The sequence below is a fragment of the Dyadobacter sp. genome (assembly GCF_039919315.1).
GTDB lineage: Bacteria > Bacteroidota > Bacteroidia > Cytophagales > Spirosomataceae > Dyadobacter.
On the sequence record NZ_JBDSFX010000054.1, the window covers coordinates 130246 to 150440 of the forward strand.

The following is a 20195-nucleotide window of genomic DNA, read 5'->3' on the forward strand; positions in this document are numbered from 1 at the left end:
CAGATTATGAAATTAAGGGCAATTTTGGTCGACGACGAACCCCACGCCATTGAAGTGCTGGATAATTATCTCGGTAATTTCAGTGAGGTGGAAATTGTGGCCCGCTGCCAGGATGCGATCCAGGCGTTTCAGATACTGCAGCAGGAAAAGATCGATGTGATGTTTCTGGATGTGAAAATGTCCGGACTGAAAGGTACCGATCTGCTCAGAAGCCTCAAAAATCCTCCCAAAGTTATTTTTACTACCGCCTACCAGGATTATGCCGTGGAAGGTTTTGATCTGAATGCTGTTGATTATTTGCTGAAACCTATTCCTTTCGAACGCTTTTTACGGGCAATGGACAAAGTTTTCACCGGGCTCAACATCAGTAACCCGCCGGTATCCATCGCACAAAAGAACACTGTTAGCAACAAAGATATTTTCCTTTACCTGAAAGTAGACCGCAAAATGGTGAAAGTTAATGTAGATGAAATTCTCTGGATTGAGAGCCTCAGGGATTACATTAAGGTGGTTTTGAAGGATAAATCATTGATTTCAAAACAAAAGATCAGCCTGCTGGAAGAACTGCTGCCAGAAGACGGTTTCATCCGCGTTCACCGCTCATTTATCGTCTCCGTCGATAAGGTGGAAAGCTACCATTCCCACAAGATCGAGATCGCCGGAAAGGAGCTTCCCATTGGCCGGAATTTCCGCAATGACTGCCAGCGGAGGTTTAAACTCACGTTTTAGCATCGCTACGGATGCCGTTTGTCGATAAAAAAAGCTGTTAATCGACAGTAGGCACCTCCAAGATTTTATCATCATCATTTCGACTTAAAATTGCACCGCCATCAGAAAATGGTAGTGAATTAGTATTTAAGCAAATGATTAATTAGCCATGTTAAAAAGTAAAAAAATCCTACTGACCGCACTTTCCCTTACATTATTCTTGGGAAGTTGTAAAGAAGATGAGGAGGTAAAACCTACCAACACCCTCACAGCGCGCGCAGGCGCCGACCAGAATGTACATACAGGTGACGTGGTGTCCCTGGACGGAAGCGGATCCACGGACAGCGAAAGCAAGCCGTTCGATTATCGCTGGGCATTTGCCAAAAAACCCGCAGGTAGTACCGCTGCACTTAATTCAACGACAAATACCAAGCCCAAATTTACAGCAGACCTTCCCGGTGAATACGAGCTGGAACTAACGACGAGCAATGCGAATGGAGAAAGCAAGGACAAGGTACTCATAACCGCAACCGTCATAGAGCCGATCGTTCTCGAAGCTAATATTAAAGCAAAAACGACATTGGAAGATCGTATAGCCAACCCCGCCATCCCGGACTACATCGTGAATGCGAGTGTGACGGTGAATGCAGAGTTGACGCTGAAACCGGGTGTTGTGATCGCATTTGCAAGGGATACCAGGCTGGAAGTGAATGACAATGGCGGTATTCTGCTTGCCAAAGGTGATTCGCTGAACCCGATCCGTTTGATCGGAAAAGAAACCACCAAAGGATTCTGGGCGGGAGTAGTGTTCCGGTCGTCGAGCAGTGCGAACACATTGGAATATGTACAGGTGCTGCACGCAGGAAGCAAGGCGCTTTATAGCGGGAAAAAAGCAGGTATGGCCATCGCAGGTGCATCAAAAGCTCAGATTACGATCAAGAATTGCCTTTTTGAGAAAAACGACGGATATGGTTTGTGGCTTGAAAGAGGAATTATCCTGACATCTTTTTCTTCCAACGTTTTCAAGGATAATAGCGAGGCGGGTATTTTGCTGGATGCTGATAATGTGGCTAATCTGGACGCAAATTCTGTTTTTACCAATGGAAATGGTCGGAATGTGGTTGAGATACCGGCATCGCAGCTTTCTAAAAATATTACCGCAGAAGTGGTCTGGAAAGCTTTCAAGGATAAAACGCCCTACCGCGTGCTGGAAAGCCTTACTGTGGATGCAAACTGGAAAATTATGCCAGGCGTGGTCATCGAAATGTCAGCAGGCGCGAGAATGTCGATCGACGAGGGTTATATCAATGCGATCGGAACAGAAGCTTCCAAAATCGTGATCAGAGGAGCGGAGAATACACCCGCATTTTGGCGCGGATTGATCTGCTACACGACAAGCCAAAAGAATGTGTTTGAATATGTCGACATATCAGGCGGTGGCAGCATTCCGCAGGTTTCGGGCAAAAAAACGAACATTGCCGTCTACGGAAGCCAGGCCAGGTTTCAGATCAAAAAATCGAAAATATCCGGCAGTGGAGGTTATGGGATTTATGTCAACTACCAGGCAAGTGTGAATGAAGACATTGAAACCGTAAACACATTTGAGGATAATGTTCAGGGCAAAATCCTGAAAGAGTAGAAGACACGCACGATTCCAATCCATTTAAATTAGCCATGCAACATATAAAAGTTTTTACCCTTGCAGCCTTGATTTTGGCTGCAAGCCTACAACATACTGCCCTGAAACCGCACAAATCGGCCAGGCATCCATATCCGCAAACAGGATTCTGGACCACAGAATCCAATCCCGGGGAGCAGTCAACCACCGTGAGATACTATGCAAACAGTAACTACCTGGTTTCTGAAACTGTGGAACCTTCAAGGCTGGATATTTCCAGGCTTTCCGTGCGAAAGTACCTGAACGGCAGGCTCAAAGCTGAATTGGAAAAAGATACAACCCTGAAATCAGCGACGAAGCTCTATGAAATCAATTGATCTTGTTTCGCTGGTGAGTATCGTCGGTATACTGCTCTATTTTATAATCGCGGCACAGGGGGCGTTCTATCATTTCGGATTTGGAAAGGCACTCTACAACATTTCGTCAGAAAATTTCATCGAGCTGCGCAAAGCCGTTGATCCAATCGTGAGAGGCAAATTCAAAGTGGTTTACCTTTCTGCCCTGGCGGTGATGTTCCTGTGGTTCGTGCTCATCGACAAATCCGGCGGTTTCTGGTCTTATGCCCCCATAGTGATCGCTTTACTGCTGCTGATCACTGATCTGTTTCTGATCGTGAAGTTCAGCGAGCCGATCAATGAGCTGGTCAACAGTAATCTCCTTAATACTAAAGAAAGCTTCGTGGAGGCACGGGACCAGTGGCTGAAATTCATTTTGATCAGAGGCTATCTCTCCATTTCGGGGTTTGTCCTGCTGCTGTTGCACCTGGTGCTGAAAGTGCGCTGACCCATTTTTTAAACTATCTAAATCAAAAAGCCATGTTGAATAGAATGTCAAGTTCATTACTGCCGGCAAGGCGGTTCAAATCCCTGTTGTTTTTCGCAGCAGTTGCCGTGTTCTCTTTTACTTCCTGCAAAGACGATGACGAAAAAGTAGTCCCCGACGATGTAGTGAAGGTAAAAAAGGCCATTATCCCGGAAAACGGAAAACAGTATTCATACAAAATCGTCGATTCGGACGGTACCGTTGAAACATCAGTTACCCAGGTGAAAAGTGTTAAAGACTCTGCGGGATTATCCATTTTTAACGTTCAGAACGTGGTAAAAGTAGCAGATGGCCAGTATGCTGTCGATTACAAGGCTTACAGTAAGGATGGAGCAACTACTTATGAATTGAAATTGCCGTCTGTGTTTGCAGCATTGGTCAAAGAACTGCGGCCGATCGCGTACATTGAAGATTTCGATCTGACCGGTTTTCCGCAGTACCAGATTTTCGATAACAAGGGGACCGTGGATAGTCCGGTGACTTTCAAGGGAGATCCGATCAGCATGAGGATCAAAATGCAGATTATCGTTGAAGGCGGCGACAACATTGATGCGGAGATCAGTTCCAAAATTACCTACAAATCAGGCAAAGTGGTGAAGGAAGAGGCGATTACGACGCCAGCCGGGACATTCAATTGCAGCAAATGGCAATACAGCTACGTGACCGTAACCAAATTCCAGGCGGATGGCGAGCCGGCAGAGGAAGCTACTGAAACAGTTAATGTTTCACTTTGGACAGCACCTGAAATTGGTATTGTGAAGTCCGTGGAGGAAGCATCAGAAGGTGAAACATCAACGACCGAATTACAAAAAATCCAGTAAACCATGAGACGTATTTCGAGCTTATTTCAATGGGCCTGCATCCTGTTGATGGCGGTGGCATGTACCGAGACGGACGGGCCTTCGCCAGATGAACCAGGCGGGGAGAAGGGATACACGACCGGGAAAGTGACCGGTACCGACGGAAGTCCGATGTCAGGAGTAAAAGTGGTAGTGGACAACACCATGTTCTACGCATCTTACTCGATCGGGAGTTCCGACGAAAAGGGAAATTACAAGATCCAGCTTCCCAAGGTCGGGACATTCATGGCTTCTGCGCACATTCTTAAACGGTATAATGGCAAGGAGTATGAATTTGACCTGCATCCGGATGTGTATGAGGAGTTCAGCATTGACGGCGCGGTACGGAATTTCCAATGGAAGCTGACGGGCAAAAGACCGACGGACGCGCAGGGTTACTACGGTGTGACCATCGAAGTGAATAAGGCGTTAACGAGTGGGATTTATGATTCCGAAAACATAGAATTCACATTGGTTCCGGTAGGTAATCTCATTGACGGATCAAAGGGGAAAACGCTCAAAATGAAGCATGGAAAGCCTTATACCGACGACTATGGAAAACTGGTAGACATTCCGCTGGGCCGGTACAGAATGACTGCTTACTATAACGGTGAAGCGGGAAAAATGCCATTAAAGCTCCGGAAGCACTTTTCAGACGACGAATACGACAGCGAACTGACCATTGATTTTGAGCCGGAAACCATGTGGGGCAATAACATAGCCTTCATCAGCTACACCGAGTAGGGAGAAATTAGCAGCGCATCAGCTGCGAAGTTAAGACAAGCAACGAGAGGAGTGAGTTTTCTTGGCTAGAACCGAGAAGTAGGATGAGTAGTGCAGACTTGGCAAGCCTTTAAGGCTTACCAAGTCTTTTTTATTTGGATTACACCAGAACAGTAAGGCTCTTGAAAATAGCACCAACTCTAACCGCATCGAATATACGTGCCTGAGTTCCGCCATGGTTCAACACCGATTGCTCGTGAGAAGTAACACACATTTCACAACCATTCAGCGCCGAAACGACCAGGCTCAGCAGCTCAAAGAACTCTTTACCCAATACAGGATTCACCATAATGCTCATTTTGATACCAGCAGGAGCATTGTCATAAAACTCCTTGTGCATAAAATGCCTGAAACGATAGAATACATTGTTCGCATTCATCAAAGAAACGCAAGCAGTTACTTCTGCAATTTCCTTATCCTCAGCACCTTCCTGGATCGCCAATTCTTCGATAGCGGAAATAACAGCTGCATTCTTCTCGTTCACTGCCACCGCCAGTGCAATTAAAAGCGCCTCTTTGCGGTTCAATGTCTGTGATTTCAAAACGTTACCAATGTTGATTTTGAGATCTTTCAGGTAACGATGATCAAGCGCAGCCAGCTTGTTGATCAGCACGCTTTCAAATTCAGCGGGCAGATTCAATTCTTTATACAGGGAATCCTTCGTACTTCCCGTGGTTGCAAATGGATACATTTCTTTAATTTATTTGATGAAGATTAAGCCAATGTAGCTTCTCCTTTTACCCAGTTGCAAGGGCAAAGTTCGTCAGTTTGCAATGCGTCCAACACGCGGATCACCTCGTTTACATTACGTCCAACCGAAAGGTCATTTACACTTACCCAGCGAATAATTCCTTGTGGATCAACGATGTAAGTTACACGGTAAGCGATTTTTTCGTTTGCTTCCAGGATACCCAATTCTTCTGCAAGCGATTTTGAAGTATCGGCAAGCATTGGGAAACGCAGGTCACGAAGATCGTCGTGATTTTTGCGCCATGCAAGGTGAACAAATTCGCTGTCCGTAGAAGCACCGATCAGGATGGTATCACGGTCTGCGAAGTCGTCAACATGCTTTCCGAACTCAGCAATTTCGGTAGGACAAACGAATGTGAAATCCTTTGGCCACCAGAACATGACCATCCATTTCTCAGCGTTTTTATGATCTTCTGAGGTAATATCGTAGAATTCGTTTCCTTTTTCAAGAGACACAACTGATGTTTTTTTGAATTCAGGGAAAGTTGATCCCACGGATAACAGTCTATTTGCCATGATTGCTCGTTGTTTGATAAATTGTATTTTTAAGTGTTACAAAACTACAAACGACGGGTACGTCAGGCAACTTTTCACCTGGTACTATGCCAGGAAAGACTTGTTTTAATCAAATGGATTTAGTTTTATTGATCGAAACTGAGATGTTATAAATTCTATCGATAATGTCATCAATTTGGACAATATCATTATGCAAATAATAACTGTAATTATAAAAACTCAATCTGGCAGCATTCCCAGTACCGTTTCCAGCGCCATTCCCCGCGAGCCTTTAATGAGAACGTATGTATTTTCTTGCGGGTTGTCCATGACCCAATTATGCAGCGAAAACTTGTCGGGAAAGTAGTAGGCTTTGGGAAGTGCAGGTAATGCGTGCTGCATCAGCTTACCCGATAAAATCACAATGTCGAATTTTTCCGCAGCGATCAGTTTGCCTAATGCCAGATGTTCGTCCTCAGCTGCATCCCCCAGCTCGAACATATCGCCCAGGATCAGCATTTTTTTTGGAACGTCCAGTTTTGCAAAGTTCGCGACCGCCGCCGCCATAGAGGAAGGATTCGCATTATATGCATCCATGATAACTGTGTTGCTGCCTTTTTTTACAATCTGCGAGCGGTTGTTGTCAGGCAGGTAAGTGCTTACTGCCTCGTTCGCATCCTCGTCGGCGACTTCAAAATGCTTTCCTACTGCAAGCGCAGCGCAAATGTTGTCGAAGTTATAGCTACCTGGCAGGTGCGTGGAGACTTTTTTGCCATAATTTTCAAAAATCACAAAAGGGCTTTCCTGCAACAGAATGGGATTAACAGGGCTGCTTTCGGAACAATAAAAAACGATTTCTCCAAACGAGCGACGCTTGCTCACCATGTCCATAATGGTATCGTGGGTGGTATTTGCGAAAACCGTTCCCTTCTTTTTGGAGAGAAAATCAAATAATTCCCCTTTGCCTTTTTTAATGCCTTCCACCCCGCCGAATCCTTCCAAATGTGCTTTGCCAATATTCGTGATCAGGCCGTGAGTGGGCTGAGCAATGGTACTCAGCAATGCGATTTCTGCCTGGTGATTAGCGCCCATTTCAATGACGGCCATTTCATGTTTGGCCGGATCGACGGATAGAATCGTTAGCGGTACGCCTATATGATTGTTGAGATTTCCTTTCGTAGCGTAAGTATTGTATTTCATCGATAACACTTTCGCGATCAGTTCTTTGGTTGTGGTCTTACCATTGGAGCCAGTCAATGCGATCACGGGAAAAGTGAATGTTTTACGATGGTGACGGGCCAAGTCCTGCAATGCTGCCAGTACATCCTCGACCAATAGGAAACGATTATCGGCCACCACTGCCGCATCATCCACCACAGCATAGGCAGCGCCTTTTTGCAGAGCTTCTGCCGCATATTGGTTACCGTCGAACTTATCTCCTTTTAATGCGAAAAAAATACAGCCGTCGCTCACCTGGCGGGTGTCAGTGGATATTTTTGCGCCTTTCAGGAACAGGTTATAAAGTGTTTCGGTGGAAGTGTACATGGAATTATTAGGTCATTATAAAGTTATGAGCGCTTATTTCGTTACGTTTAAGAAGTAAAATAAGTCGGCCGTGAACCTGCAAAACTAATAGATTATTCCTCAACGATGCGTACGAAATATACCTCCTGTATCTTCTTTATTTTTTATATACTAACGCTTTCAAAAGGCTGGTCGCAGCAGATCTGGTTCAAAACAGATACCATTACCAGCGTTTCTGCCAAAGGTGCAAAGCTCACCAATCCCTGGGCCGGTGGGCTCAATGCTTCGCAGTTTCTGAAAATGCATTTGAATAACGATACCGAAGAGGACCTCGTCGTGTACGACCGGACCAACAGTAAAGTCACCACATTCCTGGCCAGTACCGACCCATTGAACCCTGCCAAAAAAACGTACATCCACGCACCTTACTACGAATCACTTTTTCCACAAACCGACAACTGGATGATCCTCGCCGACTACAATGGAGATGGTCAAAAGGATCTTTTTGCGAGTACTTCGCTGGGGATCAGCGTGTATCAGCAGGTGAAAACGGGCGCTGCCTGGACGTGGAAACTCATGGAGGACGTGATCTACACCAAAGGTTTTTCAGGAAATATCAATTTGCAGGTCTCCGGGACAGATATTCCTGGTATTACGGACATTGACGACGACGGTGACCTGGACCTGCTCTTGTTTGATTTTTCGGGAACCTATGTGGAGTTGCATCAAAACCTGAGTATGGAAAAGTTTGGCGTGCCGGACAGTTTGGGTAACTCCAAAAATCCGGTTTTCCAACGCAATGGCGACTGCTGGGGCAATTTCCGCAAAGGCGACGCCGAGGATTTTGTGTTCGGTGTCGAATGTGGCGTAGTAGACAATTCCGGCGGGCGGATTTTGCATGCTGGTAATTCCATTATGCTGCATGATCTCAATGGTGATGGTAAAAAAGACCTGCTGGTAGGGCATGTGAGCAATGAACACATTTCGTTCCTGACCAATTCATCAGACGGGCTGATTGGAAATTACACTGCTTTTACAAACACTTATCCAGCAACCAATCCTGCATTACTGCACATTTTTCCAGCCGCATTCATGGAGGATGTGGATTTTGACGGTGTGAAGGATCTGCTAATCGCTCCAACTGTGCCGTCTAATGATGCAAATCTGACCGATTTTAAGTCATCAGGCTGGTACTATCACAATGCAGGCACAAGCGACAAGCCTGATTTCAAACTGGTACAAAAGAACTTCCTGCAAGATCAGATGCTCGATGTCGGGGAGAATGCGGTACCATCGTTTTTTGACATTGACGGCGATGGTGACCTGGATATGCTCATTGGTACAGGCGGAATGCCGGGCGCGACCGGGTTCAAAGGCGGGTTCTGGATGTTGAAAAATGATGGCAGCGCAGCAGCCCCTGCATTTACAGTACAATCTGAAAATTATCTCGACATATCATCCGGGCTGGCAGTGTACAACATTAAACCCCAATGGGCGGATTTCAATGGTGACGGCGTCGCGGATCTTGGGTTTGCAGCCACATCAGCCACTACGCTGAAAATGGAGTACCGCTACATTCCCAATAAAGCAAACGGCAACGGGGCGGCACAGCTGAATTTGGCAGAAGCCGTATCCATAGCCATGCCTGCGGAGTCTCAAACCGGTGACTCTCCCTATTTTTACGATGCGGACAATGATGGGGATCTGGATTTGCTGGTAGGGAAGCAACAGGGTAATATCTACTACTATACCAATTCCGGCACCAGCAAACAGTTTTCTTTTAAACTGGAAACAGATGCATTCGCAGGTATCGGGATCAATTTTGCAGGGCGGTCACCTCAGTTAGCAGTGGCCGATTTTGATCTCGACGGAAAGCCGGATCTGGCGACGGTGGACCACACGGGCAATGTTCGTATTTTTCACGGGGCCGACTGGGGCAAATGGACAGAAAGAGAAAGCACATTGGTAGCCGTGAATGGAAAAGCGGGAGCGCCGGTTTATGGAAATTACCTGGCATTGGCTATCGGGGACTATAACGGGGACAAAAAACCAGACCTCGCGATAGGTAGCAATGCAGGAGGTATCAGGTTGCTGACCAATGTGTTGCCCGTTACGATTACTGGCACGGAGCCTCCTGTGGAGCCGACTATTAAAGTTTATCCGAATCCTGCAGCCGATTACCTGAAGGTGTTGTCTTCCAAAAATGGAACGGTTGATATTCTGACGGTCGGCGGTAAGAAGATCTTGCAAAACCAGACGATCCGGGCCAATACTGAGAAGCAGATTTCGACATTGAACTGGCCTGCCGGACTGTATATTTTGGAATTAAAGGCAGGTGATATTCGTGTTACGAGGAAGGTAGTTTTAGGCCCCTAGACTTGGTAAGTCTCGAAGACTTGCCAAGTCTCAACAAGTAGATACCATTCCCCCATCTCTTACATGATAAAATTCTGAATTCATGCAAGCTCTTCTTGGTGTAATCTTTCACTTTATTGGAGGTTTTGCCTCCGGCAGTTTTTACATTCCTTATAAACAAGTCAAAGGCTGGGCCTGGGAATCTTACTGGATCGTGGGGGGGCTCTTTTCTTGGCTCATTGTTCCGCCGCTGGCTGCGTACCTGACCATTCCCGGTTTCACTGAAATTATTGCCCATACCGACGGCGGGATACTCATCCTGACCTATGTTTTTGGCGCTTTATGGGGAATAGGTGGCCTTACTTATGGTTTGGGGGTCAGATATTTAGGCGTTGCGCTTGGGAGTTCCATTATTCTTGGCTTGTGTTCCGTTTTTGGGGCATTGATTCCCTCCATTTATTATCAGTTTTCACCAAGGCCAGGAAAAGACACCATATCCGATCTGTTCACCAATAGCTGGGGGCAATGTGTATTATTTGGGTTGCTGGTTTGTGTGATCGGTATCATTATTTGTGGCAAAGCAGGATCAATGAAAGATAGTGACCTGAAAAGAAATGGTCTCGCAAAGGATGATAAAACCGAATTTAAAATAGGCCTTGGCCTAACCGTTTCAATAATTTCCGGCGTTCTGAGCGCATGCTTTGCATTCGGTATTGACGCAGGCAAGATCATGGCAGAGGAAGCCAATGCGGTTTGGAAAGCCGTTAATCCTGATCAGGGGGAGTTTTTATTCCAAAACAATGTGACCTACGTGGTGATACTTTTGGGAGGACTTACTACCAATTTTATCTGGTGTATGATTCTGAATGCGCGCAACAAAACATTTGGTAACTACACCGATTCTTCGGCGCCACTGCTTTCCAACTATGTTTTTTCAGCGCTAGCCGGAACGACGTGGTTCCTTCAGTTCTTTTTTTATGGAATGGGAGAAAGCAAACTGGGTAACGGGCCGAGCTCGTGGATCCTGCACATGGCATTTATCATCCTTGTCGCCAATTCGTGGGGATTGGTCCTGAAAGAATGGAAAGGGGTGAGCAAAAAGACCATTACCACGATTCTGACGGGAATATTGGTGATAGTTTTGTCGGTGTTGATCGTAGGTTATGGTAACTATCTGAGAGCGTAGGCAATTTCGGTTTTTATGAAAAAGCACCTTTCAATCTTGGTACTTTTCGCTGCTATTGCAGTAATCACTGCATGTCAGAAAAAGAATCAAAGCGATCAAAATAGCGTGGAACAGACATTAACCGAAGGAACATTTGGCTACGACCTGGCCTTTTTAAATAAACACAAAAAAACGATTGTGCTCCAAGCGCCGGACAACTCCTGCGCTCAGGCCATACTCATCGCCGACTATCAGGGCCGGGTAATGACCAGTACCGCAGATGGGGGAAAGGGCAACAGTTATGGCTGGATTAACTACGGCCTGATCGAAAGTGGCCAGCATCAGCCACACATGAATGCATTTGGCGGGGAAGAGCGTTTCTGGCTTTCACCCGAGGGAGGCCAATTTTCTATTTATTTCAAAAAAGGCAAATCCTTTGATTTTGAAAACTGGCAAACGCCTGCGATCATTGACACCGTATCATTTGCGGTTGCCGAATCGGATAGTTGTTCAGCGACGTTCGAGGCAAGGGCGATGATTGAAAATTATTCCGGTACCCAGTTTGTTATTGAAATCAAACGCAAAATCACGATGCTGGATCAGCCGTCCATTCTCAGCGGGCTGGACATTGCTACTTTGGGGAAATGCAAATCTGTGGCTTACGAGTCTATTAATGCAGTTAAAAACATAGATGCAGAATGGAAACCGGAGACCGGAATGCTTGGTATCTGGCTATTGGGAATGTTCCGGCCAACAGAAAAAACGGTCATCATCGCGCCGTTTTCAAAGCAACTTTCAGCCAAACCATTGATTACAGACGACTATTTCGGCAAGATCCCATCCGACAGGATCAAGATGGCGGATTCGACGGTTTTTCTCAAAGCAGATGGTAAATTCAGGAGCAAGATCGGGATAGCACCACGTTCCGCATGCAATGTAGCAGGTAGCTACGACTCAGAAAAAGGAATTCTGACGATCATTCAATACAGTCTTTTGCCGGAAGAAAAATACCTGAAATCATCCTGGGAAATGCACAAAGATCCTTACGACGGCGATGCATTGAATGCCTATAATGATGGAAAACTGGCAGACGGGACGCAAATGGGGCCATTTTACGAACTGGAGTCCAACTCGTCAACCCACGCATTGAAAGAAGGAGAATCACTCGTTCATCGCCAACGTACCTATCATTTTGAAGGAGATCATGCCAGCCTTAATCAAATTGCCCAAAAAGTGCTGGGAGTAAATATTGAGCAAATCGGAGAAATATTTAAATAAAAGCATGATAGCGCAGGATAGTTGGAGATAAGAGATCATTGATATTTACACTCCGATTGCAAGATTCGGATGTATTGGAAGGTAGGAGGGTGTCTGCGTATATTCATAATGGTTACCGATATAGATATTGGAAAAGTGCTGGAAAAAATCGAAGCGTAGACCTAAAGTACGATTCTGTATGCAGCACGACGGAGATATATTGGATTTCTGGACCACTGGAGATGCGGCGGCTGATGGTAGGTTCAACTATTGTGACCTGCCATGAAAACCATTTTCAACTTAGGATTGATCACGATAGCAATGCATTTACCTGCATTGCTTTTTGCGCAAAAACATGGGTATATCGATGGCAGGCCTGCCGCGACACTGCGAATGGATTGCAAAGACACCGGCATCGTGCTCCGGTATGGCGACGGCCCTGACAGCTGTGATACTTTTGGTGCGAGGGAGGCTCTGGTGAACAAAGAGGGCGATACCTATTATCTTTTTTACGACGGGGCCGGTAAAAAGGGCTGGATCGCATGCCTCGCCGAAAGTAAGGATTTGACCAACTGGACAAAAAAAGGACTGCTTTTGACGCTCGGCGATTCTACAAAAAATGACTCAAAAAGCGCTTCCTCACCCTGGGTGATCAAGGAAAAAGATACCTGGCATATGTTCTATGTGGGCACGCCCAATACCACGCCACCGCCTTACCGCATTCCGGCCTTTCCGTACCTGACCATGAAGGCACGATCAAAGTCACTGGCAGGGCATTGGGAAAAGCAATATGATGTAGTACCGCTTCCTCCGAAGCCAAACAGCTACTATACAGTGACTTCTAGTCCGGGTTTCGTGGTGAAGCATCAGGATCAATACCTGCAATTTTTCAGCGGGGCCACGCAGGAAGGTAAAATGGTTCACAGAACGCTGGGCATTGCCCGTACCAAAGACCTGAACAGTTCCTGGCAGATAGATGAAAAACCCATTTTTCCACTCACAGAGCAAATAGAAAACTCTTCCGTCTTTTTTGATAGCAAGACGAAAACCTGGTTTTTGTTTACCAATCACATTGGTATCAATGATAAAAAAGAAGAGTACACCGACGCTATCTGGGTGTATTGGACCAAGGATATTAACCGGTGGAATGCAGCGGATAAAGCCATTGTCCTGGACGCGAAAAATTCAACCTGGGCGCACGGGGCCATCGGAATGCCGACAGTAATACAGGTTGGGAACAAGCTGGCGATGCTTTATGACGCTGCCGAAGGTGAAAGTACGTGGCATATGCGGCGGAGCATCGGGCTGGCATGGATGGAGTTGCCGCTACGCGTACCCAAGTGATTGATTTTAGATAAAATTTTACTTTGCCATATTCCTAAACACATCCTGCCATATCCTTTCATTCATTTATGATTACGTCCAATGAGTTAAAAAATGTTGGTGCAGCGGTTTTAATGACCTCATTATTGCTTTACGCACCAAGTTGTAGTACTCCCAAAAATAAGGCTGGTAAGAACGTCACGGTCGCCAAAACTGAAAGTAAAGCTGCTGCTGACATTTACGCAGAGCATATCAGGACTACTAACTACCGGACGCCGGAAGAGGAGCGTCAGGCATTTGTATTGCCACCCGGATTTGAAATAACACTTTTTGCTTCCGAACCGGACATTACCAAACCAATGAACATGGAATTTGACGACCGGGGAAGGCTATGGGTCACGCAGTCATCAGAATATCCGATGGCCGCCGGGATGAGCGACGGGAAGGACAGGATCACGATTCTGGAAGACAAGAATGGTGACGGCAAGGCAGAAACTTTCACGCATTTCGAAGATAATCTCAACATTCCGATCGGTATCATGCCGGTTTCTGACGGTGCCATCGCGTATAGCATTCCCAATTTGTATTATTTCAAAGACACGGATCATGATGGCAAATCGGACAGTAAAAAAGTGCTGCTTGGCGAGTTTGGGCATAAGGATACACATGGTATGGTCAACAATCTCATGCGGGGTTATGACGGCTGGTTGCAGGTATGCCATGGTTTTTCCAATACTTCCAATGTGGCCGGAACCGACGGGGACACCATTAAAATGACTTCGGGTAACACATTCTGGGTAAAGCTTGACGGCAGCCGCGTGGAGCAAACCACTTTCGGGCGGGTCAATCCGTTTGGATATGCTTATGATGAACGGGGTTACTTGTATTCAGTGGATTGCCACACCAAACCAATTACACAACTGATCTTTGGCGGAGATTATCCGCATTTTGGTAAAAAAGCACCCGCAGGTCTGGGTTTTGCACCCGAAATGATGACCTATGAATTGGGGTCCACGGCGCTCGCCGGGCTGGTTTATTACACAGGTACCCATTTCCCGGAGCAGTACCGAAAGAGCTTTTTTACCGGAGACGTTGTTACCTGCCGGATCGATCGCAATACTGTTACTTACAAAGGATCGACGCCGGTTACGCAAAAGGAAGAGCGATTTATGATCAGCAAAGATCCGTGGTTTCGCCCGGTGGATGTGAAGGTAGGGCCGGATGGGGCATTGTATATCGCCGACTTTTATAACCGCATCATTGGTCACTATGAAGTTGCATTGAACCACCCCGGACGTGACCGGCTGAGTGGCAGGATTTGGAAAATCACCTATAAAGGCGACCAGGCGCATCAGGATATGAAGGTGACGGACTGGTCGAAAGCGACATTGGACCAGCTTATTGCGGGATTAAAACATCCGCAACTGAATACGAGGCTGAAAGTAGCTGACAGGATCGTGGATACCTGGAAAGAGAAAGCTGTCTTGCCCGTGAAGGCCTCGCTGGTGGGTAATGTGGATGCGAGTGCTTATGTGCATGCATTGTGGGTTTTGCAAAGATTGCATGCATTGGATAACTCCGTGCTGAGCAGCGCGCTGCACCATCAGGACCCGGTGGTCCGTGTCCATGCATTCAGGATTCTTCTGGATGGGGAGGAGCTGGCGGGCGACCAGTACGGGGCGACCGTTCAAGCTTTAAATGATAAGGACCCGTTTGTTCAGCGCACGGCTGCGGAGGTATTGGGACACTTTCCGAAGTCGGATAACCTTGCATTGTTGATGGATCTTTATACCAAAACAAATGCTGAGGATACGCATTTGAAATATACGGCAATGCTTAGCGTCAGGAACACTATTCGCGACAAGAGCGTAATGTGGCGGATTCCTGGTATGAAATGGACAGATGATCAGGCTGCATTAATGACCAGGGCGATGCTTGACATTCCGTCGGGTGCGGCGGCATCATTTGTACTGGATTACACATTGACCCATGATCTGTCTTCTCAGGAGCTCGTCAAAAATCTGGAATACATTGGTCGGCATGTTTCGCCTTACCAGCTGGAAAAGGCTATTGATCTGATCAATGAAAAATTTGCCAGTGATCCTGAAACGCAGCTTTCGTTATACAAAACCATTCAGGCGGGTGTAAAACAAAGCGGTACTGCGCCGGGGCAAAAGCTGATTGCCTGGGGGAGCAGCCTGTCTGCAAAATTTCTGGGGAATATTTCTGAAAATACAGATCTGTGGAAAAACAGGCCTGTTGTAAAAACCAGCGAACCGATTAATCCCTGGATGGTTTCCGAAAGTTTTCTGACCAATGTAATGCCTGCTTTCAGGATTATTTTGAGTGAAAAAAACGGTTACGCACCTAAGGCAGTTTTATATTCGGTACCATTTAAGTTGCCGACAACGCTTAAAGTGAATGTTTTTGATAATGATATTCACAATACAGCCTCAAAAAAAGGCATTTCCAATAATGCAGTCAGGATCAGGCTTGCGAATGGTACGCTGGCAGGAGAGTACCGGCTTAATCAGGTTGAAACAAGCCAGTTTAAAGATCTCATCAAAAACGCTACCTTTCATCTGAATGCGTTTGAGGGGCAAATGGGGTATATTGAAGTGGTTGACAGTTCCTACATTGGCTCAGCGGGCATTGGCAAACTGGAACCTGCCGTGCTTGAAATACCAGCCAAAGCGCCGTCAGTATTGACAGACCAGCGCGTGGCGGCGGCGGACATTGCTGGCGAGTACAAGATCAAATCCCTGGAACCCGACTTGCAGCGACTGGTAAAAGCCCCGTGGATGGATTATCGGGTGAGAAGTGCCGCTGCGGGAGCTTTGATGAATATGGATCCCAATGCTAATGCGCCGGTTCTGGCTGGGGTGTTCGACAATCCTGCCGAGTTACCTGCATTGAGAGAAAAACTGGCGGGGTACCTGGGCCAGGCATCTTCGCCTTCTATATATGAATTATTAAAAAAGCAACTCGCAGGAGGCGCGAGAAATTTGCAGGTGGCGATCGCGACAGTGCTGGCCAATACTTCGGAAGGAATTGGGTATTTATTAAATGCGTTGAAAAACGAGGAGGCTAATGCGGACATTGCCAATGAAATTCCGGTGAAAGAGCGGTTTTCGATCAATGCAAATTCTGCTCAGCAAATAGAAATGGACAAGTTTCTCAGTGCCGGGGCAGACGAGCGGGCGGAAAGACAAAAACTGATCGACGGCAGAATAGCGGCTTTCAAACCGTCGGAAGGTGTTGCTGATGCAGGAAAAGCAGTTTTTGTGCAGAATTGCAGCTCTTGTCACCAGATACAGGGCTCAGGAGGAATGATCGGTCCGCAACTCGACGGCATTGGAAACTGGGGGCATAAGGCATTGACGCAAAAAATACTCGACCCGAACAGGAATATAACTGAGGCTTTCAGGACTTATAACATTACATTGAAAAATGACAAGACGATGACAGGGCTGTATCGCAGGACTGAGGGGGAAGCGATGGTTTTTGCAGACCTGACTGGGCAGGAGTTTTCGGTGGCCAAAAATGACATGAAAGAGTACCGGGCATCCAAATACACCTTAATGCCTGATCAGTTCAGAAACATGATTCCTGAAAAGGATTTTTATGCCTTGCTGGATTATCTGCTGAGTGTTAGGTAGTTTTTGTTAATGAATGAATGAATGAATGAATGTTAAAATCCTAAATCCAGCTTAACTGATGAAAATTGTTTTAAGAAAAATGAAGTGGCTGAGTCTCACGCTGATCGCACTATTGGCATTACCGGTCGCGCAGGCGCAGACCAAAGCAAAAAAAGGACATGCTGTTGCATTCAAAAAACAGGAACTGACCAAGAAATTCATTGCCGAGGGAGCCGCGATGGGTGATGTTAATAAAGATGGTAAAAAAGACGTGCTTGCGGGTGCTTACTGGTTTGAAGCTCCGAGTTGGAAAGCCCATGAACTGGCCAAGCCGGACTCGTTTATTGTGAATGGGAGTTACAGTGACTCTTTTCTGGATTTTGCGATGGACGTAGACCAGGATGGATGGATTGATTTGATTAGGATAGACTGGCCGGGAAAGGCGGCTGTTTGGCATGAAAATCCGAAGGGAAAACCGGGCTACTGGCCTACGCATGTTATTCACTCGTCGGTAGGAAATGAATCGCCGCAGTTGGTGGATATCGACGGTGACGGACGACTGGACTTACTTTGCAATGATCCAACTGCCAAAAAAGTAATATGGCTGAAATGCCCGTCGAAAAAAGGGGACGGTACCTGGGAGAAATATACAATTAGTAATGATGAGAAAAATTCCACGCATATGTACACGCATGGGATTGGGTATGGTGACATTAATGGCGATGGGCGCAAGGATGTGGTGGTAAGAAGCGGCTGGTGGGAAGGACCGGAAGGTGGTCCGGCAAAACAGGCGAAAGACGCAGACTGGAAATTCCATGCCGCTGACCTGGGGCAGGATTGTTCTCAAATGTACGTGCTGGACCTGAACGGCGACGGTTTGAATGATGTGATCAGTGCTTCTGCACATAATTATGGAATTTGGTGGCATGAGCAGGGAAAAGACGAACAGGGTAATGCGATCTGGAAGCATCATGATATTGACAAGTCATTTTCTCAGACTCATGGAGTAGCCTTACAAGATCTTAATGGTGACGGAAACCTTGATTTAATCACTGGTAAGCGTTATTTCGCGCACAATGGTAACGATCCGGGCGAGTTTGAACCGGCGGTTGTAAACTGGTACGAGTACAAACCCGGCAAAACGCCGACATGGATCAAGCATGAAATCGATAATGACTCGGGAGTGGGACTGCATGTGACGGTGGAGGACATTAACAATGACGGGCTGCTGGACATTGTGACCGGCAATAAAAAAGGTGTACGCGTTTTTACCCAGCAAAAAGGGAAATAGCATATGAAGTTCGGGATCAATACCTATCTGTTTTCCTCGCCGTTCACGAACGAGAGTGTTTCATGGTTTCCCAAGTTCAAGGAATGGGGCTTCGATTTCGTAGAAATTGCAGTGGAAGATCCGGCCAACATTGATCCCGAATTTGTAAGAAAAGCATTGGACGACTGTGATCTGGAATGTCGCTCCGTGTGCGCCGCAACCGGGCCGGGACGTGACCTTCGGGGCAACAGAAAAGAGCAGATCACTTCGCTTGACTATGTTCAGGCATTGATTGATATAGCACCAATATTGGGAAGCAGTTTGGTTGCAGGGCCCATTTATTCGGCAGTAGGGAGGGCCAGTCTCGTACCCGAAGATAAGAAACATGCGCAATGGAGTAATGTTGTCAAAAACCTCAAAATACTGACTAAATATGCTGAGGAGCACCATGTGAAGCTCGCTATCGAGCCACTTAATCGCTATGAAACTGATTTTATCAATACCTGTGATCAGGCGCTGCAAATGATCCATGATGTGGGTAGTGATTCTTTGATGGTTCATCTGGATTCTTTTCACATGAATGTGGAGGAAAAAGACCCGGCCCTTGCGATACGGAAAGCAGGGGATAAGCTGGCATTGTTGCATGCTTCCGGCAGCGACCGAGGCACGCCGGGCGGTGACCAGATCAACTGGGACCGAATATTCGCGGCGCTGGACCATATTAATTACCAGGGAGATATCGTCATCGAATCCTTCACACCCGATGTCCTGGTTATTGCCAAGGCAGCATCCATCTGGCGCCAGGTCGAACCGTCCCGCGAAGCAATCGCTGTCGACGGGCTGAAATTTTTGAGGTCACTGGCCTTTTGAATTTGGTTTTCGGTATTATTGTAGTATTGTATTTCAATAACAACAATGCTATGATTACCACACTAGAACAACTGGATTTTAACAATCAGTACACCTATGCCGATTATCTAAATTGGCATTTCAAGGAACGTCTGGAATTGATACGAGGGTACATTTATAAAATGTCTCCCGCTCCGTCACGTAGACATCAGGCAATTGTCTGGAACTTGAACGGCGTTATATGGAGTCATTTAAAAGGTCAAAGTTGCCGGGCATATACCGCACCGTTTGACGTCAGACTTCCTATAAGAGACAAAAAAAGCAATCAGGAAATTACAACAGTTCTTCAACCAGATATCTGCGTAATTTGTGATCACTCCAAGCTGGATGACCAGGGGTGTCTGGGAGCTCCTGATTTGGTAATTGAGGTTCTTTCTCCCGGGAACTCCAATAAGGAAATGAAGCAGAAGTTCGACGTTTATGAAGAGAGCGGTGTAAAGGAATATTGGGTGGTGTATCCCGAGTACGAACATGTGCTGATCTTCACGCTGGATGAATCCGGGAAATTTATCGGACAGCATCCGAAGGTTAACGGAGAGATCTTAAAATCCGTAGTGTTTCCGGAACTTGCAATTGATTTGACTGATATCTTCACTGATAAATGATCAATGTGCTTCTTTTTGTATTTTCTGTAAAATAGTAATTGGTCATTTCGGTATTTATCAGGATTATTAATGGT

At 46.3% G+C, this 20195-nt stretch carries 17 protein-coding genes; 14 read left to right on the forward strand and 3 right to left on the reverse strand.

Features of this window, described 5'->3' with window-relative positions:
• Nucleotides 1-6: 6 nt before the first annotated feature.
• The 6 genes from ABIO93_RS15310 to ABIO93_RS15335 all read left to right on the forward strand — a co-directional run bounded on the left by ABIO93_RS15310 (nt 7) and on the right by ABIO93_RS15335 (nt 4791).
• Nucleotides 7-729, forward strand: a complete 723-nt coding sequence (locus tag ABIO93_RS15310; RefSeq protein ID WP_348069146.1) for a response regulator transcription factor — start codon at nt 7-9, stop codon at nt 727-729.
• A 148-nt stretch (nt 730-877) separates the two neighbouring features.
• A complete protein-coding gene (locus tag ABIO93_RS15315; protein WP_348069148.1) occupies nt 878-2347 on the forward strand; it encodes a right-handed parallel beta-helix repeat-containing protein in 1470 nt (489 codons plus the stop codon).
• Between the two features lie 35 nt (nt 2348-2382).
• A complete protein-coding gene (locus tag ABIO93_RS15320; RefSeq protein WP_348069150.1) occupies nt 2383-2703 on the forward strand; it encodes a hypothetical protein in 321 nt (106 codons plus the stop codon).
• Nucleotides 2690-3169: a hypothetical protein gene (locus ABIO93_RS15325; RefSeq protein WP_348069152.1), complete on the forward strand. Its 480-nt coding sequence runs from the start codon at nt 2690-2692 to the stop codon at nt 3167-3169. The genes ABIO93_RS15320 and ABIO93_RS15325 overlap by 14 nt, the downstream gene beginning before the upstream one ends.
• Before the next feature lie 44 nt (nt 3170-3213).
• On the forward strand, nt 3214-4029 hold the full coding sequence (locus tag ABIO93_RS15330) for a hypothetical protein (RefSeq protein ID WP_348069154.1): 816 nt from the start codon (nt 3214-3216) through the stop codon (nt 4027-4029).
• A 3-nt stretch (nt 4030-4032) separates the two neighbouring features.
• Nucleotides 4033-4791 carry a carboxypeptidase-like regulatory domain-containing protein gene (locus ABIO93_RS15335; protein WP_348069155.1) on the forward strand — a complete coding sequence of 253 codons (759 nt, stop codon included), beginning with the start codon at nt 4033-4035 and terminating at the stop codon, nt 4789-4791.
• A 139-nt stretch (nt 4792-4930) separates the two neighbouring features.
• Here ABIO93_RS15335 and ABIO93_RS15340 read toward each other — a convergent pair whose 3' ends face one another.
• The 3 genes from ABIO93_RS15340 to murF all read right to left on the reverse strand — a co-directional run bounded on the left by ABIO93_RS15340 (nt 4931) and on the right by murF (nt 7620).
• Entirely contained in the window at nt 4931-5521 is a 591-nt protein-coding gene (locus ABIO93_RS15340; protein ID WP_348069157.1) for a carboxymuconolactone decarboxylase family protein, read from the reverse strand.
• Between the two features lie 23 nt (nt 5522-5544).
• Complete coding sequence (locus tag ABIO93_RS15345) at nt 5545-6096, reverse strand: peroxiredoxin (RefSeq protein ID WP_138366086.1); 552 nt, start codon at nt 6094-6096, stop codon at nt 5545-5547.
• A gap of 219 nt (nt 6097-6315) precedes the next feature.
• Nucleotides 6316-7620: a UDP-N-acetylmuramoyl-tripeptide--D-alanyl-D-alanine ligase gene (gene murF / locus ABIO93_RS15350; RefSeq protein WP_348069159.1), complete on the reverse strand. Its 1305-nt coding sequence runs from the start codon at nt 7618-7620 to the stop codon at nt 6316-6318.
• Between the two features lie 105 nt (nt 7621-7725).
• Between murF and ABIO93_RS15355 the strand changes: the two genes are divergently transcribed.
• The 8 genes from ABIO93_RS15355 (at nt 7726) to ABIO93_RS15390 (ending at nt 20121) form a co-directional block, all read left to right on the forward strand.
• Nucleotides 7726-9975, forward strand: a complete 2250-nt coding sequence (locus tag ABIO93_RS15355; RefSeq protein ID WP_348069161.1) for a T9SS type A sorting domain-containing protein — start codon at nt 7726-7728, stop codon at nt 9973-9975.
• A gap of 82 nt (nt 9976-10057) precedes the next feature.
• Nucleotides 10058-11140: an L-rhamnose/proton symporter RhaT gene (gene rhaT, locus ABIO93_RS15360; RefSeq protein WP_348069163.1), complete on the forward strand. Its 1083-nt coding sequence runs from the start codon at nt 10058-10060 to the stop codon at nt 11138-11140.
• Between the two features lie 15 nt (nt 11141-11155).
• Entirely contained in the window at nt 11156-12397 is a 1242-nt protein-coding gene (locus ABIO93_RS15365) for a DUF6786 family protein (protein WP_348069164.1), read from the forward strand.
• Between the two features lie 261 nt (nt 12398-12658).
• Nucleotides 12659-13720: a hypothetical protein gene (locus ABIO93_RS15370; protein ID WP_348069166.1), complete on the forward strand. Its 1062-nt coding sequence runs from the start codon at nt 12659-12661 to the stop codon at nt 13718-13720.
• A gap of 68 nt (nt 13721-13788) precedes the next feature.
• Nucleotides 13789-17358, forward strand: coding sequence for a PVC-type heme-binding CxxCH protein (locus ABIO93_RS15375; protein WP_348069168.1), 3570 nt, complete (start codon nt 13789-13791; stop codon nt 17356-17358).
• Between the two features lie 58 nt (nt 17359-17416).
• On the forward strand, nt 17417-18628 hold the full coding sequence (locus ABIO93_RS15380; protein WP_348069169.1) for a VCBS repeat-containing protein: 1212 nt from the start codon (nt 17417-17419) through the stop codon (nt 18626-18628).
• 3 nt (nt 18629-18631) lie between these two features.
• Complete coding sequence (locus tag ABIO93_RS15385; protein WP_348069171.1) at nt 18632-19477, forward strand: sugar phosphate isomerase/epimerase; 846 nt, start codon at nt 18632-18634, stop codon at nt 19475-19477.
• Nucleotides 19478-19527: 50 nt separating this feature from the next.
• Nucleotides 19528-20121, forward strand: coding sequence for a Uma2 family endonuclease (locus tag ABIO93_RS15390; protein WP_348069173.1), 594 nt, complete (start codon nt 19528-19530; stop codon nt 20119-20121).
• Nucleotides 20122-20195: the final 74 nt, after the last annotated feature.